Annotated in this window: 21 protein-coding genes; 10 read left to right on the forward strand and 11 right to left on the reverse strand. The window is 64.1% G+C overall.

The genetic code is table 11. The annotated features are described in order from the left end of the window. Positions 1–98: 98 nt before the first annotated feature. From BLT00_RS07920 to BLT00_RS31820, 10 genes are all read left to right on the forward strand, one after another. A complete protein-coding gene (locus tag BLT00_RS07920) occupies positions 99–992 on the forward strand; it encodes an FHA domain-containing protein (protein ID WP_092149078.1) in 894 nt (297 codons plus the stop codon). Further along, positions 992–2,350, forward strand: coding sequence for a FliI/YscN family ATPase (locus BLT00_RS07925; protein WP_072348948.1), 1,359 nt, complete (start codon positions 992–994; stop codon positions 2,348–2,350). Before BLT00_RS07920 ends, BLT00_RS07925 begins: the two co-directional genes overlap by 1 nt. Further along, positions 2,337–2,756, forward strand: a complete 420-nt coding sequence (locus tag BLT00_RS07930) for a type III secretion protein (RefSeq protein WP_092149075.1) — start codon at positions 2,337–2,339, stop codon at positions 2,754–2,756. Before BLT00_RS07925 ends, BLT00_RS07930 begins: the two co-directional genes overlap by 14 nt. Next, positions 2,749–3,318 (forward strand): type III secretion protein, encoded by a 570-nt coding sequence (locus tag BLT00_RS07935; RefSeq protein ID WP_256571631.1) that lies wholly within the window; start codon positions 2,749–2,751, stop codon positions 3,316–3,318. The genes BLT00_RS07930 and BLT00_RS07935 overlap by 8 nt, the downstream gene beginning before the upstream one ends. Beyond that, positions 3,315–4,418, forward strand: coding sequence for a type III secretion system cytoplasmic ring protein SctQ (gene sctQ, locus BLT00_RS07940; protein ID WP_092149072.1), 1,104 nt, complete (start codon positions 3,315–3,317; stop codon positions 4,416–4,418). The genes BLT00_RS07935 and sctQ overlap by 4 nt, the downstream gene beginning before the upstream one ends. After that, the gene (gene sctR, locus BLT00_RS07945) at positions 4,415–5,068 is read left to right on the forward strand and encodes a type III secretion system export apparatus subunit SctR (protein WP_063323918.1); all 654 of its coding nucleotides are present in this window, start codon (positions 4,415–4,417) and stop codon (positions 5,066–5,068) included. Before sctQ ends, sctR begins: the two co-directional genes overlap by 4 nt. A gap of 9 nt (positions 5,069–5,077) precedes the next feature. Then, on the forward strand, positions 5,078–5,332 hold the full coding sequence (gene sctS, locus BLT00_RS07950) for a type III secretion system export apparatus subunit SctS (RefSeq protein ID WP_092149069.1): 255 nt from the start codon (positions 5,078–5,080) through the stop codon (positions 5,330–5,332). Then, positions 5,332–6,129 (forward strand): type III secretion system export apparatus subunit SctT, encoded by a 798-nt coding sequence (gene sctT / locus BLT00_RS07955; RefSeq protein ID WP_092149066.1) that lies wholly within the window; start codon positions 5,332–5,334, stop codon positions 6,127–6,129. Before sctS ends, sctT begins: the two co-directional genes overlap by 1 nt. Positions 6,130–6,144: 15 nt before the next feature. After that, positions 6,145–7,245, forward strand: a complete 1,101-nt coding sequence (sctU, locus tag BLT00_RS07960; RefSeq protein ID WP_063323920.1) for a type III secretion system export apparatus subunit SctU — start codon at positions 6,145–6,147, stop codon at positions 7,243–7,245. 116 nt (positions 7,246–7,361) lie between these two features. After that, positions 7,362–7,880, forward strand: a complete 519-nt coding sequence (locus tag BLT00_RS31820) for a type III effector (protein WP_170846014.1) — start codon at positions 7,362–7,364, stop codon at positions 7,878–7,880. A 124-nt stretch (positions 7,881–8,004) separates the two neighbouring features. Here BLT00_RS31820 and BLT00_RS07970 read toward each other — a convergent pair whose 3' ends face one another. From BLT00_RS07970 to BLT00_RS08020, 11 genes are all read right to left on the reverse strand, one after another. After that, on the reverse strand, positions 8,005–8,454 hold the full coding sequence (locus BLT00_RS07970) for a type III secretion system chaperone (protein ID WP_092149063.1): 450 nt from the start codon (positions 8,452–8,454) through the stop codon (positions 8,005–8,007). Positions 8,455–8,660: 206 nt separating this feature from the next. Further along, positions 8,661–9,038, reverse strand: coding sequence for a hypothetical protein (locus BLT00_RS07975; RefSeq protein WP_063323922.1), 378 nt, complete (start codon positions 9,036–9,038; stop codon positions 8,661–8,663). A gap of 6 nt (positions 9,039–9,044) precedes the next feature. Next, positions 9,045–9,254, reverse strand: coding sequence for an HrpT family type III secretion system protein (gene hrpT / locus BLT00_RS07980; RefSeq protein ID WP_063323923.1), 210 nt, complete (start codon positions 9,252–9,254; stop codon positions 9,045–9,047). Continuing rightward, on the reverse strand, positions 9,251–11,401 hold the full coding sequence (gene sctC / locus BLT00_RS07985) for a type III secretion system outer membrane ring subunit SctC (RefSeq protein ID WP_092149060.1): 2,151 nt from the start codon (positions 11,399–11,401) through the stop codon (positions 9,251–9,253). Before sctC ends, hrpT begins: the two co-directional genes overlap by 4 nt. Continuing rightward, positions 11,394–11,831 carry a type III secretion system chaperone gene (locus BLT00_RS07990; protein ID WP_092149057.1) on the reverse strand — a complete coding sequence of 146 codons (438 nt, stop codon included), beginning with the start codon at positions 11,829–11,831 and terminating at the stop codon, positions 11,394–11,396. Before BLT00_RS07990 ends, sctC begins: the two co-directional genes overlap by 8 nt. Beyond that, complete coding sequence (locus tag BLT00_RS07995; protein ID WP_014340714.1) at positions 11,818–12,042, reverse strand: type III secretion protein; 225 nt, start codon at positions 12,040–12,042, stop codon at positions 11,818–11,820. Before BLT00_RS07995 ends, BLT00_RS07990 begins: the two co-directional genes overlap by 14 nt. 562 nt (positions 12,043–12,604) lie before the next feature. Beyond that, positions 12,605–13,198, reverse strand: a complete 594-nt coding sequence (sctL, locus tag BLT00_RS08000) for a type III secretion system stator protein SctL (protein ID WP_092149994.1) — start codon at positions 13,196–13,198, stop codon at positions 12,605–12,607. After that, positions 13,176–13,766, reverse strand: a complete 591-nt coding sequence (locus BLT00_RS08005) for a type III secretion protein (protein WP_092149997.1) — start codon at positions 13,764–13,766, stop codon at positions 13,176–13,178. The genes sctL and BLT00_RS08005 overlap by 23 nt, the downstream gene beginning before the upstream one ends. Beyond that, positions 13,763–14,650 carry a type III secretion system inner membrane ring lipoprotein SctJ gene (gene sctJ / locus BLT00_RS08010; RefSeq protein WP_092150000.1) on the reverse strand — a complete coding sequence of 296 codons (888 nt, stop codon included), beginning with the start codon at positions 14,648–14,650 and terminating at the stop codon, positions 13,763–13,765. Before sctJ ends, BLT00_RS08005 begins: the two co-directional genes overlap by 4 nt. Before the next feature lie 14 nt (positions 14,651–14,664). Next, on the reverse strand, positions 14,665–15,039 hold the full coding sequence (gene sctI / locus BLT00_RS08015; RefSeq protein WP_092150003.1) for a type III secretion system inner rod subunit SctI: 375 nt from the start codon (positions 15,037–15,039) through the stop codon (positions 14,665–14,667). A 52-nt stretch (positions 15,040–15,091) separates the two neighbouring features. Further along, the gene (locus BLT00_RS08020) at positions 15,092–16,003 is read right to left on the reverse strand and encodes a type III secretion protein (protein WP_175456258.1); all 912 of its coding nucleotides are present in this window, start codon (positions 16,001–16,003) and stop codon (positions 15,092–15,094) included. Positions 16,004–16,028 lie beyond the last annotated feature (25 nt).

Genomic DNA, 16,028 nt, shown 5'->3' on the forward strand with positions numbered 1-16,028 from the left:
GTTCGATGGCCTGGCTGTGACAGAGGACGGGGGCCGCCGGTGCCCCGTCGTACAACCGGATCGTGGGCGAGCGTCTGTCGCCCCTTGAGGAATTGACCATGTTCGAACTGCGAGTCTTGAGTGGTCTGCACCGAGGTGCGGCGTTGCCGCTGGTTGGCGAGCAATGGGTGGTCGGGGCGGCGGAGGAGGCCGATCTGGCGCTATACGATCCGGGCATCTGTGGGCGTCACGTGGGCCTGCGGCAGGTGCAGGGCCAGTGGCTGCTGGAACGGCTGGAGGGCACGGTTTGCGATGGACAAGGCCAGCCTTGGGCCGCGACCGAGCCCTTGCAGAGCAATGCTCCGTTTGCCGTGGCAGGCGTCTGGCTGTGCCTGGCCCCGGCCGATCAGCCCTGGCCCGAAGAGGCGGCGCTGGACGACGCTGCGCATCTTGCGCTGGACCGGGAAACCCCGAAGCCCGCCGTGCGGCCGTCGTGGCCCAAGCGCCTGGCCATTGCCGCGGCGGTGATCACCGTCGCCTCCAGCGCCTGGGCCTTTACCAGCCAGCCGGCGCAGACTGTGGCACGCAGCCCGGCCCAGCAGCTCAAGCAGACCAAGGTGGCCTTGGACAATGTCGAGGCGGTCCGCCTGGAGCTGGATCGCATGTTGCAGGAGCGCGATTTGGACGCCGGTGTACGGGTCGAGAGCCAGGACGACCGGCTGGTCCTGGTGGGTGAGTTGCCGCGCCCGCGCCTGGCGATGGTCGAACGACTGATCGAGCGCTTCCACGACCGCTACGAAACGCCGATCGGGATCACGGCCAACGTCAAGGAACGGCTGACGAAGCTGCCGTTCCAGATCGCCCAGATCGTGGGCGGCAAGCACGGTCACGTGGTCACCGCCGATGGTCGTCGGTTGTTCCTGGGCGACCAGATCGATGGCCTGCGCTTGACTGCCATCGACAGCGGCAAAGTCACCTTCGAGGGCGACCAACGCTACGAGGTCACCTGGTGATGACGCAGGCGGCCATCGCGCGACTGGAGGCCTGGGAGGCCGGGCAATTGGCGCACTTGCGTCGCTTCGCGCCGGTCATGGTGCGCGGACGGGTGCAGCGGGTCAGCGGCATCTTGTTGCAGTGCCGGCTGCCGGGGGCGCAGATCGGCGACCTCTGCCGGGTCGAGCGCGACGCCCGCGAGCCGCTGCTCGCCGAAATTGTCGGCTTCGACCAGCACGATGCCTTGCTCAGCGCCTTGGGCGGGCTGGAGGGCGTCCGGGTCGGGGCAGCGGTGGAGCCGCTGGGCATGCCGCATCGGGTGTGCGTGGGGCCGCAGTTGTTGGGCCAGGTGCTGGATGGATTCGGCCGGCCGCTGGTGGATGGCGGCGCGGGAGCCTTCGCCGGTGCGCATGTGCCGAATGCGTCGCAGGTGATTGGCGAGGCCCCGGCGCCCACCGCGCGACCGCGCATCCAACGGCCTTTGATGACCGGCGTACGGGCCATCGACGGCCCGCTGACGCTCGGCGAAGGCCAGCGTGTGGGGCTGTTCGCCGGCGCCGGTTGTGGCAAGACCACACTGTTGGCGGAGATTGCGCGGAACGTTGACTGCGATGTCATCGTGTTCGGCCTGATCGGCGAGCGTGGGCGCGAACTGCGTGAATTCCTCGACCATGAGCTGGATGATGAACTGCGTGCCCGTGCGGTGCTGGTGTGCGCCACCTCCGATCGCTCCAGCATGGAACGCGCCCGCGCAGCGTTCACCGCGACGGCATTGGCCGAGGGTTTTCGTGCCCGGGGCCAACGCGTGCTGCTGCTCATCGACTCGCTGACCCGCTTCGCCCGGGCCCAGCGTGAGATCGGCCTGGCCGCCGGCGAGCCGTTGGGGCGTGGCGGCCTGCCGCCGTCGGTCTACAGCCTGCTGCCGCGCCTGGTCGAACGGGCCGGGCTGACCAACGAGGGCGCTATCACCGCGTTTTATACGGTGCTCATCGAGCAGGATTCCATGAACGATCCCGTGGCGGATGAAGTACGTTCGCTGCTCGACGGTCACATCGTGCTGTCACGCAAGCTCGCGGAGCGCGGTCACTACCCGGCAATCGATGTGCTGGCCAGCCTGTCGCGAATCTTGGCCAATGTGGCCGAGGCGGAGCACCTGCGGGCGGGCATCAATCTGCGTCGGTTGTTGTCGGCCTATGAGCAAATCGAACTGATGTTGCGCCTGGGCGAATACCAGGCCGGTGCCGACCCCTTGACCGACCTGGCGGTGGAGTCACGTGGCGCCCTGGACGCCTTCCTGCGCCAGGACCTGCGTGAGCCGGAGCAGTTTGCTTCCACGCTCGCCCACCTGCAGCAGTTGACCGCCTATGTCCCGGGTTGATCTGGACGCCCTGGCGCCGATACGCCGCCACCGCGAAGCGCAAGCCGAACGGGCGTGGCGCCAGCAGCGTGAGCGTTTGCGTGAACGCGAAGCCGCGGTTGTCGCCGCGCGCGCGCAAATGCAGGCGACCCGTGAGCAACAGGCGGTGCAGCGCGAGGCGTTGTACGGCGAGCACCGTGGCCGAGCGTTGAGTGTGTGCGAACTGAATGCGTGGAATACCCAGGAACGTCGCTTGATTGGCGAACTGGCCGAGCAAGCGCGGGCATTGCAGGCGCTGGACGATGAACAGGCGCAGCAGGCCCGGCACACGGCCGCTGCCCAGCAGCGGCTACAAGGGCGCCGGCGAGATCTGGAAAAGCTCAGCGCAATGATGGAGTACCTGGTGGAGCCCCCCAGCGATGAATGAGCACAGCGTGCGCGGTGGGCCGACACCGCATGGCAGTCCCCCGGCGGCCCCCGTTCGGCATCCGCCTCGAGCGTACGAGCAACCGCCTGCCCAGGTGAGTCGGGCAAGCCGTCCGGTGGAGCGTGAGTCCGCCCCTGCCAGCGGACGCGACCCGGACCTGCCGGCAGGCAGCAGTGACGGTTACTGGTTCCGTCAGTGGGTCGATGCGCCACGGGGCGGTGCGCAGGATGACAGCGCCGGCACCGGTTCGCTGTCGGGCCTGGTGAACCTTTCGAGCGGCGAAGAGGAGGCGTTTGTCGACCAGCTCACGCCACGCTTGCGCGCCACCCTCGACCAGCAATTGGACCTGCTACTGCATCTGCCCAATCTGGGCCGCATCAAGGTCTCCGCCCGGCGGCCAGGCGGGGCGTGCGGGTGGGACATCGGCCTGAGCAGCGAAAGTGCAGACGTACAGACGCGGCTGTCGAGTCGATCCGGTCGTCTCGAAGAGGCGCTGACCCAAAGCCTGGGCCAGCCGGTCAGCGTGCGCGTAGCGCAGGAAGAAGAGGTTGGCGCGACATGACAGTCCATGCATTGGTGCTGCCGACGGTGGGCAGCGAGGACGCCACCGCCCGGCGGCTATTGGGAATTGGCGTCCGGTTGCCCTTCGAGGTGGCGGGCGAGACGGGCCTGCTGGAACTGACTCCGGGCGGCGTTGCGGCTGGGAGCACGCCGTGTGTGCTGGCGTGTGCCCATGGTGTCTTTACCTTGGACGAGGCCGGCGCGGTGCTCAGCCTGTTCGGTGAATGCCCGGTGGTCCTGCCTGCCGAACCCGGGCCGGATGACACGTGGTTCTGGTCGCTGTTCCAGCAAACCCTGAGCGAGCCCCTGCGCCAGGCCTTCGGTTTTATCAAACCAGCGGCCGGAGCCGCGGTGCAGGGCATTGCCTGCCGGCTCGACGTGAGGGTGGGCACGGCCCGCGTCACGAGCCATCTGGAAATGACCAGTGCGACCTTGCTGGGGCTGCTTCGCACCGATCCCTGGCAACGGCGAGCCGCGCCAAGGATCGAGGGCTTTGCGCTGCGTGTCCCGTTGGAACTGGGACACCTGGCGCTGGCCGCCGGGCAGGTGGCGACGTTGCGCCCCGGTGATGTGTTGGTGCCGCAAACCCCTTTGTTCGATTCATCCGGCCAAGGGCTGATTCGCCTGGGCCGGCATTGTTTGCAGGTGCGGGTACACAGCCGTGCCGCGCCGTTGCGCCTGACCTTGCTCGCTCTGGAGGAGACCGTTATGAGCACCACCGCCGACACCGACATCCTGACGCCGGACTGGGACGATAGCACCGGCTATGAACCTGACGAGCAAACTGGCGAGGCGACTGAGCACCCGCTGTCGGCCTATGCCGCTGAAACCGAGGTGGCACCGATGACGGAGCCGGTCGCTGCCGATCTCCCCGAGCGTTTCGACGACCTGCCGCTGGCGCTGACGATACGCTGCGGTCATTTGCACCTGACCTTGGGCGAGCTGCGCAATCTGGCGCCCGGCGCGGTGCTGCAAGTGCCAGGTGTGGCACCGGGGACGGCGGCGCTGTTTTATGGCGAACGAGCTCTGGCCCAGGGCGAGCTGGTCGAGGTCGATGGCCGATTGGGTCTGCAAATCGCCCGCGTGGATGTGGCTGGATGAGCTTCCAGGGGGTCGACCCCTTTCTGCTGGCGCTGTTCATTGGTGGGATTTCGTTGGTCCCCCTGCTGCTGATTATCTGCAGCGCCTTTCTCAAGATAGCCATCGTGTTGACGATCACCCGTAACGCCATCGGTGTGCAGCAGGTGCCACCCAATATGGCCCTGTATGCCATTGCCCTGGCCGCGACGCTGTTCATCATGGCGCCGGTGGGCCACAACATCGCCGAACAGCTGAAGGAACAGCCGCTGGATTTCAGCAGCACCGAGGCGTTGCAAGGTTCTGCGCTGAACGCGGTAAAACCGTTGCAGGCTTTCATGTCGCGCAACACCAACCCGGACATCCTCGCCCACCTGCTGGAAAACACCCAGCGGATGTGGCCCAAGGAACGCGCCGAGCAGGCCAGCCGCGACGATCTGATGCTGCTCATTCCGGCCTTCATGCTGTCGGAGCTCGAGGCCGGTTTCCAGATGGGATTCCTGATCTATATCCCGTTCATTGTCATCGACCTGATCGTGTCCAACCTGCTGCTGGCACTCGGCATGCAGATGGTCGCGCCCATGACCATTTCGTTGCCGCTCAAGCTGCTGATTTTTGTCCTCGTGCAGGGCTGGACGCAATTGCTCGACAGCCTCTTCTATTCCTATCTTTGAGGACGTGCGATGGACGCGCTGACGTTGTTTAAGGAAGGCATGCTGCTGGTGGTCCTGCTCTCCGCACCGCCCTTGATCGTTGCGGTGATCGTCGGTGTACTGACGTCCCTGGTGCAGGTCTTGATGCAGATCCAGGACCAGACCTTGCCCTTCGGCATCAAGCTGGTGGCGGTCGGGCTGACCTTGCTGGTGACGGGCCGCTGGATCGGTGTGGAGCTGCTTGGACTGTTGCGTCGGGCATTCGAAATGATGGCCAACACCTGATGACGGCCCAGGCTTTCGTCCCGTATTTCGACTTGCTGCTGTCGATCGCGCTCGGCATGGCGCGGATTTACCCGGTCGCTTACCTGGTCCCGGTGTTTTGCTTCCAGCACCTGCGAGGCTTGCCGCGCCATGCCGTTGTGTTTGCCCTGGGCATGTTGCCGGCGCCCGGTATTCGCCAGGCGCTGATCGATGCCCAGGTCAATTGGTTGTCGCTGGCCGGGTTGATGTTCAAGGAGCTGGTGCTGGGCTTCTTGCTCGGGGTGCTGCTGGCGATGCCGTTCTGGTTGTATGAATCGGTGGGCGCCTTGCTGGACAACCAGCGCGGTGCGCTCATCGGTGGCCAGTTGAATCCGGCACTCGGCACCGACACCACGCCCCTGGGCCTCTTGTTCAAGGAGATGACGATCTTGCTGCTGGTCACCACCCTGGGCATTGGCACGTTGACCCAGGTGATCTGGGACAGCTACCTGGTGTGGTCGCCCACCGTTTGGTTCCCATTGCCTGGCGCGGATGGCTTCGGCGTGTTTCTCGGGCTGCTCGCCGAAATGTTCATGCACATGATGCTCTACGCGGCGCCCTTTATCGGCTTGCTGTTGCTGGTGGAGTTCAGCCTGGCGCTGCTCAGCCTGTATAGCCCGCAATTGCAGGTGTTCGTCCTCGCCATGCCGGCCAAGAGCCTGATTGGCCTGGGCTTCCTGCTGTTCTACCTGCCCACGCTGTGGGACGCGATGACTGGCCGTCTTGCTCGCTATGGCGAAATCCGGCATCTGCTTCACCTGTTGTTGCAGGCGCCCTGAAGGAGGGCTTCGCCCATGAGCGAAGACAGTGGCGAAAAGACCAAGCGGGCGACGCCGAAGAAGATTCGCGACGCGCGCAACAAAGGCCAGGTCGGCCAAAGCCAGGACTTGAGCAGCCTGCTGGTGCTTGCGGCGATCACCGAAGTGGCATTGACCCAGGCCGACGACAGCATGCAGGCCTTGGGGGACATGGTGGCATTCCCGCTGCATCGGCTGGATGTCGACTTCGTGCGTGCCTTCGAGGAAACCTTGGCCCACGCCGGTGGCGTGCTGCTCAACTTCACCTTGATGACCGTAGGGTTGGCGATCGTCACGCGCCTGGTGGCCGGTTGGATACAGTTCGGTTTCCTGTTCGCCCCCGAGGCCCTTCAGCCGGACCCGAACCGCTTGAACCCGATGAACCAGGCCAAACAGATGTTCTCCGGCCAGGCGCTGATCAACCTGTTCATGGGGCTGGTCAAGGCCGTGTTTATCGGCACCGTGATTTATCTGGTGACCCTGCCGGCACTCGGGTCATTGATCAGCCTGGTCAACGGCGACCTGCACAGCTATTGGCGCGGGCTGGCCAGCCTGTTTCGGCACATCATGCACATTTGCCTGGGTGTATTGCTGGTGCTGGCGATCCTCGACTTCGGCCTGCAGAAATATTTCTTCGCCAAGCGCCTGCGCATGAGCGAGGAGGAAGTGCGCAAGGAGTTCAAGGAAATGGAAGGCGACCCCCACGTAAAAATGCATCGCCGCAGCCTGGCCCGGCAATTGGTCGACCAGCCCGTCAACAAAGAGACCAAGCCGGTGGAAGACGCCGACATGCTGGTGGTCAACCCCACCCACTTTGCCGTCGCGCTGTTGTATCGTCCCGAGGAAACGCCGCTGCCGCAGTTGATCGTCAAAGGCGTCGATGCCGAGGCCCGGGCGCTGATCGAGCGGGCCAAGGCGGCCCGGGTTCCGGTCATCCAGTGCATCTGGCTGGCGCGCACGATCTACCGTGAAGATGTCGGCGGCTACATCCCCCGGGAAACGCTCCAGGCGGTCGCCCACATTTATCGGGTGTTGCGCGAACTGGATGACGAGGCCAAGGGCGAGGTCATCGAGATTCCGGAATTGAACCAGCGTTGAGGTCGATGGAACCGATGCATACGCGGTTGCCACTCAGGGAGTGAGCCAGGCTCGTCCGCAGGATCCGGCCTGCCGACAGTGCCCACCACACAGACATCGACTCGTGGAGGATTCCCATGCCCGAACCCAGTTCCCTGACGAGCCCCTTAAGGGGCACAGGTGCCCTGCACGGCACCGACAGCTTATCGCCATCGCGCTCCCCTTCGCTGAGCCAGCGACCCCGTGAGGCGCAGCAGCGCGAAGGCACCCAAAGCCTGCATGGCCGGGGACGTTCCTCCTCGACGCCACCGGCAATGCATCAGCGTGGCCGCCCCCGAGCGCGGGACGCCAATCACGCGGCGCCGTCGAATGACACGCAACCGCTGAATGACACGCAAACGTCCAGTCCCGCTTCGGAATCTCGCACGCCGGACTCTTTCATGCGCGAGATGGAAACCCGTCAAAAGCAGTTGATGGAAAAGCAGTTCGAGATGCAGATGGGGATGGAAGAGCGCCAGAGCACCATGATGCTCATTAAAAGCTCCGCCGACATGGCCAAGTTGATGAGCGATACGGTGACGGAGGTCACCAAGGGCTTCATGGACAGTGCAAGGAAAGTCATGCAGGAGGGTGGCGAGGCGATGAAGCTTCGATAAAGCGATGAGCCCATATAAAGCGGCGCAGGAGCTGTCGAGTGCAACGAGGCTGCGATCTTTTCAATGACACTTGAATTTCAAGCGAAAGATCAAGAGATCGCAGGCTTCGCCAGCTTCTACAGGGTTAGCCCAGTCGGGTGCGGTTGGTGTTGAGCGAGGCCGGACGAGGGCTGCCCGGCGGTGCAGGCACCGCCAAGCGCGCTCGAATGTCGCCGACCTGGGCGACGAAACCGACGATCCAATGGCAGAACCGCGCCTCGTCGAGCATCGCCAGCGGACAATGGGCACATAAGCGAACGCTGCCCTTATCGTCCAGGGCCAGCCAGCTGCCGCCGAGCAGATCCAATCGAAAATTGAGTTCCAGCAGCCGCTTGTGCAAGCCGGGCGCGTGGGCAGGTACATCGATGGAGCTATGGAGGATGGCGACATCGCCGTGATCGGGCAACTCGATGACCACGGCTTCGCGGTTGCTCGCGTCATACAGCGCGCACACGCCACCTTCCAACTGCAAGTGCGCATGCAAATGTTCCGCGAGGGCCGAGATCAAGCGCTGGGCAAGCGGTGCGACGGTCATGGAAAACCTCTCTCATAAAGTCTCTGGATGAATCACTGTGGCGAGGGAGCTTGCTCCCGCTGGGCTGCGCAGCGGCCCCAAAACCATTCAACGCGGTGCACCGGGAGATACCGTTTGCGGTAGTTTTTACGACTGCTGCGCAGTCGAGCGGGAGCAAGCTCCCTCGCCACGGGTTCAGTGTTGCTCCTGGGTGAACAGCATTGCCCTCAATACGTGGCCGAGTAATCATCGAGGTCTTCCAGGCCCAGCAGCGACAGCTGACGGGACTGGATTTCATCAAGCAGCTCAGTGGATAGCGGCGCGTCGGGCAGCGCCTGCCAGACCACGAGTGCCCGCTGCGGATCGAGAAATACGAACAGCTGCGCGTAGTCCGCCGGCTGGGCGAAACGCCGTTCGAGGGCATGCTGGATCTGGTTTGCACGCAGCGCCTGGCTTTGTATTTGTAAGGCGAGCCCCACGCTGTGTGGCTCGCGTCGCAGACAGAACTCAATGCCTGGGGCTATTTCCCAATACGTCGCGATGCCGGCGATGATGTTCTTCTGGAAGGCCTGGCGAGTGCTTACGCTGTGTACCGAAAAAGACATAGCGTTTCAGTTCTCCAATGGGACGACCGTATGGTCCAGTGGGTGTTCGGGGGAGCCAAGGCCGCCGCGCATGCCGGGTGACCACCAGATCACCAGCCGACCGTTGTCCGGTTCGGCGCGGCTGCAGGCATCGCCCTGGCAGCCTGAGCGGTACGCGCAGCCGGCGAATACCGGCAGGCTCAGCAATAAAACGAGCAGCAGTGGCGTGCGACTCATGGCAGGGTCCTCGCGCTGGTTTGCAGAAGAGAAGGGCGCTCGCCGCCTGGCGTGCGTGTGGGTTGTTTCATGACCACGAACACTTCCGTTTCCTCACCGGGCTCAAGCCACACCTTCGGCCAGGCGGAGGTGGCCAGGGCCCAGCGGCTACCGCAACTCGCTTCGTCGAAGCGCAACCTTTGCTGGCCATCGTTGCGTACCACGCCGACGGCGATGCCGTAATCGGGGCCGGCGAACCATTGGGCCCGGGCAGCGTCCAGCGATAGCCCGGGTTGCAACGCGCACAATGTGTCGGGCGAATAAGGAATCGACGCCGCTTGCTTGAACGTGGCCGGAATGTTGCCGTCGGCGAGTTGGGCGAGCACATCGCTGACCTCGATACGACCGACGGGGCGGGTGCCGTTGCGACGCTCTTCCAGGCGGGCCATGGCGCTGTCGACCTGTTCGCGGTCAAGGGCGGAGATGTAGCGGGCCGGGTCGACCTGGTCACCGATCAGGCGAGGCGTCAGGATGAATACCCGTTCGCGGCGACTGGTCTCGCGCGTGGTCGAGGAAAACAGCAGCGGCCCGATCAGCGGGATGCGACCCAGCCATGGCACTCGTTCGAGGTTGTCGCCGGTCTCTTCGGTATGAAAACCGCCTACCACCAATGACCGGCTTTCCCCCATGACAGCCTGGGTGCTGACCACGCCCCGGCGCACGCTGGGCGTCTGCTGGCCGACTTCCGAGGGTTCGATGCGGCCGTCCTCGATGTCCAGGGACATCTGGATCTGATTGCGGCCCCCGGTCTCGATGGCATGGGGCACGACCTGCAAGCTGGTGCCTGCGGTGATGGGCTCGACGGTGGCGACGCGCTCGCCGATGGCCGAGATGTACTCCGTCCGGCTGAAGTCGATGACCGCCGGCTGGTTCTCCAGGGTCAGTACCGAAGGATTCGCCACCACCGAGGCCAGGCCACGGCCCTCCAGGGCCCGCAGTTGCGCGGAAAAATCGCCGTAGTCCTGAATGAACACCGTCGAGCTGGCACCAGGGCGAATCATCGAGGCGCCGCCGATCAGGTCGCCGCTCTCGACGTTCCAGTTCGAGGCCAGCTCAGCCAGTTGCGTGCGGTCGATGTCGAGGATGATCGCATCGATTTCCACCAGCTTGCGCGGCACGTCCACATCGCGAATCAGCGGCGTGTAGATTTCCCGCCGCTTGGGTGCGTCGTAGATGAGCACCGCGTTGTTGCGCACGTCGGCTTCGACGCGGATCTTGCCCCGAGCGCCTGCACCGCTGTTCGCGCCGGACGGTACACGGCTGGTATTCGGCCGACCCATGCCGTTCAACGCCAACTGTTCGATATTGCCCATGGTCATGGACTGCTGGGTCTGCATGTTCTGGAACGATGCTTGGGGCGAGGCCGTCTGCATGCCCCCCGACACGGCGCTGCGACTTTCCAGCAAGCCTTTCAGGATGCTGGCGACGCCGGGGATGACCAGCGTTTCGCCGCGGTACTTGACGTTGCGGTCGGCGGCGGTGGCATAGCGCAGCGGAAAACTGATCACTTCCTGCTTTTCCTCGGGGGTCTTGCGCGCTTCGGCAAACTGCGCCACCAAGCGCACATAGCGTTCCGGGCCGGAGACCAGGACCACGCCTTCGTCGGGTAACTCACCCCAGCCGAAGCGCGGATCCAGCAGGCCGATGTCGGTCAAGGCTTGCTTCATGTCCGGCACGGCGTCGGCGGACACTTCCAGGCGTGTGGAGTCCTGGTTCTGCAAGGGGCTGACGTACAGCGTGTTGCCATACATGAACCACTGGAAGCGATTTTCCAGGCCGAGCCTGTCGAGGAACGCTTGGGGACTTTCGGCGCGCATCCGCCCGTCGACGGTGCCTTTCACCGTGCCGTCGATTACCAGTTGCACGGCGAAGGTATTGGCGAAGTCGCCGAGTACCTTGGCCAGCGGTGTGTTCTGGGCGTCGTAGGCGTAAGGCGTGTTCTTCCAGTCGGTCGGTATGGCCGCCTCTGCCGGCATGCCAGCGCCAAGCGCGCCGGCCAATACCAGTGCGATCAGCGAAGGTTTCGCCCAGCGGCGTGCGATCGACTGGCGAAGGTGTACCTTGCCTGCGGTCATCAAGCGGTACGGTGCAAGCCACCTGTTAGGCATGGCGGATTCCTGTTCCGAGCAAGTGAGAGTGCGAGAGGCGTCGCGCCACAGGCGCGGCAACGGCACGTTGGTCTTTATTGAGAATGGATTGCCAGGTGTCACGCTGGTTGAGCAGTGCTTCGAGCACCTCGATCAAGTCGTCGATGTGCCCGTCCAGCGGCACTTGCGCCAGCAGCCACAACCGACCGTCTTGCGGCGAACGAGCCAGCGCGCCGGGAAATCGCGAGAGGCTTGGGTGCGCCAGCCGAAGCAGGTCTTCCAGAACCACCTCATGGGTCACCGGGACGGTCAGTTCGACCGATGCCAGCAGGCCTTCGTCGAGCTTGCTGAACGTTGCTTCGCCATCGTCGATGACAACGGTGAACCGCTCCGGGCCATCGACGTTGGCGTTCCAGCGGGTGAGCTGTGTGCGCAGCTCATGGCATTGCATCGATGATCGCCTTGGCGAGGTTGTGATGGGCTGTGGTCTGTTGAGTCGCTGCGTTCACCGCGACGGACATGCCGTTCATGCTGGTCAGGAATGAGTGCATGTCGTCGAGCGACTGACTTTCTGCTGCGTTCATCGCAGCGTTGTTGACGTTGTCGGTCGCGCGTTGGAAGTAGGTGTCGAGGCGGCGCTGGACGGCATCGGTGGAAGACATGGGCGGTTCCTCTGGGCTTGGGCATATTCACGAGGTGAGTGGCGCCTGTGCGGTTGGCGGTTCCGCGTGAATGAGGAAAAAATGGGCGTCGGGATGTGGGGCGCGGTTCTCTTGTGTGGGCTTGCTCGCGATGGCGGCCTGACAGCCGGCCATGCTCTTGTTGACTGCGTACATATCCATTGCTGCGGTAACGGCCACTTAGGGTTCCGCCCTTACGGCGTCTCACTTTTGAGAAGCGCAAAAGTAAGCAAAACGCTTTTGCCCCACCACTCGGTGCCTCGCTAGGGCTCGGCATGCCCGAACGCAGGCATTGCTCCGTGGGCCCGCCGCGAAGGGCCATCCATGGCCCAGCGCGGCTATCCCGGCATCCATGCCGGGATGCCCACTACGCAATACCTGCGTTCGGCCAGCGTGGTTAACGGGGCGCCGAGATCAACGTCCACCGCGAGGCGGCCTTATAGCCGACCTGGTTCTGGGTGATCGTGTTTCTCCTGTGGGATCACAGGTATGGCAGTCACCACCAATCCTCTGTGGGAGCGAGCTTGCTCGCGAAAGCGATGGGTCAGCTTGCGGTGATGGGTTGTGGTTCGGGCAGGCGTAGGGTTTCGACGGCGGTGGGCCAGTCGAGCAGGTATGTACCGCCCGGCGTTTCCAGCTTCAGTTGATGTCGTTCCATGTCGACATCGGCCATCGGCGTCCAGGGGCGTCGGCCGTCGATGCCCAGGCTCTGGGTCAGGCTTGCCAGGTCTTCAGGATGACAGCGAAGGGTGGCGCTGACCGGGTCGTCCTGACGCGACGCCAGTTGGCGGACGAGTGCATCGATGCGTGCCTGCTCCGGGACTTCGTTCAACAGCGTCCCCAGGGCCTCGTTGACCACGTGTGCAGCACTCGTCTCGATTCGCTCCCACATGGCTTGACGCTGGGCTTCCCAGGCGGCGAGCACGGTTTCGGCCTTTTCCCAGAATTGTGCTTGAGCCTCGAGCACGGTCGCGTCCGCCTCTGCGCTGGCGCGTCCAAGCAATTGCGCGGCCTGCGCCTGGGCCTGCTCGAGGATGACCTGTGCGCGGGCACAATCGACCAGGGTTTCGCGAGCGATGTAGGGCTGCGACAGGCCTTGGCCATCGGGGCGCAGTTCAAGCGAACGCCGAGCGAGCATCGTGTCTCTCCGTTTGGATAGGTGCCGAGGGTGCCAGGCTTTGCTCAGCTTTCCAGCAGGCGGACTGCCAAAGCGTATTCAGCTTGGCGGCTGGCGGTTGAGGGGCGGGTGCCGATTCGATGGCGATGATTCTGTCGCGTGGGAACGCCAGGCGCGCCCGTTCCCAGGCCTGTTCGCCCAGCCAGGCACGCAGCAGGGCGAGCGGATCCTGGTCTTGTTCGAGCCAGTGTCCCGGGCGCAGGGCTTTGGCTGTGCGCTCGCACCAGGCCCGGTCCTGCACCGAAAGTGCCTGTGTTGCCGTTAACGGTGCGCAGGTGCTTGCCACCAATTCGCAGGCAAGGACCAAGGTCCGGGGCGTGCCGCAGAACAGCGATTGCAGCGCCGGGCTGGGTTGGGGGGGCGTGCACGGCGTCATACCGAAGCTGCGGGCAAGCGCGGCATGCTGCGCTCGGGCGAGGGCGTCGATCTGTGGCGCGGTCAGCAGGCAAAGCGCTGACGAATACCAGCCCCGGTCTGCTTCGCGCCAGGCGAGGGTCCACCAGCGAACCCATGCAATCTCCGCCGTCATGCGGCGGTCCCGTTATGGTCGGGTTTGGTCCCTGGGTTTTTCACGGCGAACAGCCCAGGTGTCATGCTGCTTTGGGGGGCGGCGGGCGTCCCGGCTGGTTTGGTGAGCGTGCGATCGAGAAATCGTGGCAGTACCAACACGCCGTTGCGCCACAGCCGATAGAGGCCATACAAGACGCCCATCAGGATGGCGAGCAAGGTGATACTTGCCGTCACGGTCACCGCCCGCCAATAGCCGATGTCGTCGGCCTGCATGAGGAAGGGGCCGAAATACGCCATCTTGCGCCGTTCCTGATACGGCGCGGCGGGAACGAATACCACCGATAGCTTGGCCGGATTCTGGGCGGCGTCGGCCATGCCGGGAATCCCGCTGGCGACCAGGTTGCGCACGCGCGGGGTGATGCTGTCGGGGTCCAGCGCACGGGTATGCTTGATAAACACCGAGGCCGATGCGGGTTGGACCGGCTCACCCGGGGCCACCCGTTCCGGCAGGACCACATGGACCCGGGCGAGCACCACGCCATCTATTTGTGACAGCGTCGATTCGAGCTCCTGGGACAGCGCATAGATGTAGCGGGCACGCTCCTCCATCGGCGTGGAAATGACCCCTTCCTTGCGGAAGATCTCCCCCAGGCTGGAACGTGAGCGACGCGGCAGGCCGGCGGCTTCGAGTACCTGGACGGCGCTGTTCATGTCGGCAGGCTCGACCAGCACGGTCAACCCGTCTTTGTCGACTTGCTTGCTCGCCTCCACGTTCTTGTTCGCCAACTCGGCGATCACTTCGTTGGCATCCTGCTCGGAAAGATGGCTGTGCAGCGCCGTCCGTTCGTCGCAACCGGTGAGCAGCAGGCACAGCAACAGTGTCGAGAACGCGCGCTTGGACATGACCGGCCTTCCCTTTACTGAAGATTGGTGAGCTTCTCGATGGCCTGGGAGCCTTTGCTGACCACTTTCGCGGTCATCAGGCTTTCCAGGTGGAAGGACGACAGTGAGCGGTTCGACTGCAACATGTCCTGCGGGTCGGCAGTGCGGATGGCCTTGAGCATGTCCCGGTTGGCGCGGTCGTCCAGGCGCTGCAGTTCACCGGAGCGGCTCGACAGCGAGTCAATGATGCGTGCCGCGACATTGTTTTCGCTGTTCGGGGCGGGGGCTTTTTCGCGCATTTGTGCATTGAACCAACTGACATCGCTGGTCTCGGCACTCGCTGGTGGCCTGGCGCTCGTTTTGGCGGACGTGGAGGCGAGGTTGCTGGGGTCGATGGCGTGTATGTCCACGGAATGTCTCCTGTTTCAACGGTCGGTTTGAAAACTCAAAGGTCGGGTGCCTTCAGGCGCACATCAGCCTCAAGACGTTGCGAGCGCTACCGGTGACGCTCAGGTGAAACTCGATTTCTTCCCGGTTGCGCCGGGCACGCTGACGCGGCGGGGCTTGCTGGCCGGCCAGGCGGGCGAGGGCGAAGTCCAGCTCTTCCAGGGCAAGCTGGAACAACCGGGTTTCGCGAGCATCCAGCGCGGTGCCGCGGGCAATGCGTTCGGTCCATGTCCACCGTTCTGCGTCGAGGGTCGCTGGCGGGGGATAGCGCGTCGGATGCTGGTCCATGAACGCGGCGATCTCGAACAACAGGTCCTGGTCGTCTGGTTCATACCGCGCCTGGCCGTCACCTTCGTCGATGTCCAGCAGCGTCAGCAGTTTCCTGCGGCCCAGGACCGCGATGATCTTGAGCAGCAGCGACAGGCTCGCGTCATGACGACTGCGCCGCGTGGCGTGATCGCCCTCGATCTCCCAGGCGCCGAACAGCGCGCCGCAGAAGGGGTTGTTGGCATTGCCGAAATCGCTTTGGCTGTCGACATCGTTGTCACCGATGGGCTGCCGGCGATAGGCGAACATCTGGGCCAGATCGTTGAACAGGTCTTCATTGGAATAGGCGTCATCGATATCGACGTCGAGATTGGAGCCGGTGCCGCTGTTGATTTCTTCGAGGATGTCTTCCAGTACCAGGCGCAAAGGGTCTTGGGTCTCTGCGGCGAATCCGTCCTGGGGGCTCGGCCAACCCGGTCGAGACTGTCCGCCCGCCGAACCCTTTTCGTTGCCCCACTGGACGAGCGACTCTCGCAACCGGTCGCCGGCTCCGTGCAGCGCCAGGTGCAGGCTTGGCGGAGCCGGCGCAGGACGCAGCGTGGGGTCGTCATGGGACAGGTCCCTGAGAGCTCGAAGGCTGTCTGGCAAGTCGATGTGCATAGGGCCTCCTCGCATCGCGCTTGAG

Source organism: Pseudomonas sp. NFACC51, from assembly GCF_900103575.1.
Classification (GTDB): Bacteria; Pseudomonadota; Gammaproteobacteria; order Pseudomonadales; family Pseudomonadaceae; genus Aquipseudomonas; species Aquipseudomonas fluorescens_Q.

Bases quoted from the DNA above. Each gene is read 5' to 3' on its own strand.
- BLT00_RS07920 (WP_092149078.1), top strand. From the start codon at position 99: ATGTTCGAACTGCGAGTCTTGAGTGGTCTGCACCGAGGTGCGGCGTTG.
- BLT00_RS07925 (WP_072348948.1), top strand. From the start codon at position 992: ATGACGCAGGCGGCCATCGCGCGACTGGAGGCCTGGGAGGCCGGGCAA.
- BLT00_RS07930 (WP_092149075.1), top strand. From the start codon at position 2,337: ATGTCCCGGGTTGATCTGGACGCCCTGGCGCCGATACGCCGCCACCGC.
- BLT00_RS07935 (WP_256571631.1), top strand. From the start codon at position 2,749: ATGAATGAGCACAGCGTGCGCGGTGGGCCGACACCGCATGGCAGTCCC.
- sctQ (WP_092149072.1), top strand. From the start codon at position 3,315: ATGACAGTCCATGCATTGGTGCTGCCGACGGTGGGCAGCGAGGACGCC.
- sctR (WP_063323918.1), top strand. From the start codon at position 4,415: ATGAGCTTCCAGGGGGTCGACCCCTTTCTGCTGGCGCTGTTCATTGGT.
- sctS (WP_092149069.1), top strand. From the start codon at position 5,078: ATGGACGCGCTGACGTTGTTTAAGGAAGGCATGCTGCTGGTGGTCCTG.
- sctT (WP_092149066.1), top strand. From the start codon at position 5,332: ATGACGGCCCAGGCTTTCGTCCCGTATTTCGACTTGCTGCTGTCGATC.
- sctU (WP_063323920.1), top strand. From the start codon at position 6,145: ATGAGCGAAGACAGTGGCGAAAAGACCAAGCGGGCGACGCCGAAGAAG.
- BLT00_RS31820 (WP_170846014.1), top strand. From the start codon at position 7,362: ATGCCCGAACCCAGTTCCCTGACGAGCCCCTTAAGGGGCACAGGTGCC.
- BLT00_RS07970 (WP_092149063.1), bottom strand. From the start codon at position 8,454: ATGACCGTCGCACCGCTTGCCCAGCGCTTGATCTCGGCCCTCGCGGAA.
- BLT00_RS07975 (WP_063323922.1), bottom strand. From the start codon at position 9,038: ATGTCTTTTTCGGTACACAGCGTAAGCACTCGCCAGGCCTTCCAGAAG.
- hrpT (WP_063323923.1), bottom strand. From the start codon at position 9,254: ATGAGTCGCACGCCACTGCTGCTCGTTTTATTGCTGAGCCTGCCGGTA.
- sctC (WP_092149060.1), bottom strand. From the start codon at position 11,401: ATGCCTAACAGGTGGCTTGCACCGTACCGCTTGATGACCGCAGGCAAG.
- BLT00_RS07990 (WP_092149057.1), bottom strand. From the start codon at position 11,831: ATGCAATGCCATGAGCTGCGCACACAGCTCACCCGCTGGAACGCCAAC.
- BLT00_RS07995 (WP_014340714.1), bottom strand. From the start codon at position 12,042: ATGTCTTCCACCGATGCCGTCCAGCGCCGCCTCGACACCTACTTCCAA.
- sctL (WP_092149994.1), bottom strand. From the start codon at position 13,198: ATGCTCGCTCGGCGTTCGCTTGAACTGCGCCCCGATGGCCAAGGCCTG.
- BLT00_RS08005 (WP_092149997.1), bottom strand. From the start codon at position 13,766: ATGACGGCGGAGATTGCATGGGTTCGCTGGTGGACCCTCGCCTGGCGC.
- sctJ (WP_092150000.1), bottom strand. From the start codon at position 14,650: ATGTCCAAGCGCGCGTTCTCGACACTGTTGCTGTGCCTGCTGCTCACC.
- BLT00_RS08020 (WP_175456258.1), bottom strand. From the start codon at position 16,003: ATGCACATCGACTTGCCAGACAGCCTTCGAGCTCTCAGGGACCTGTCC.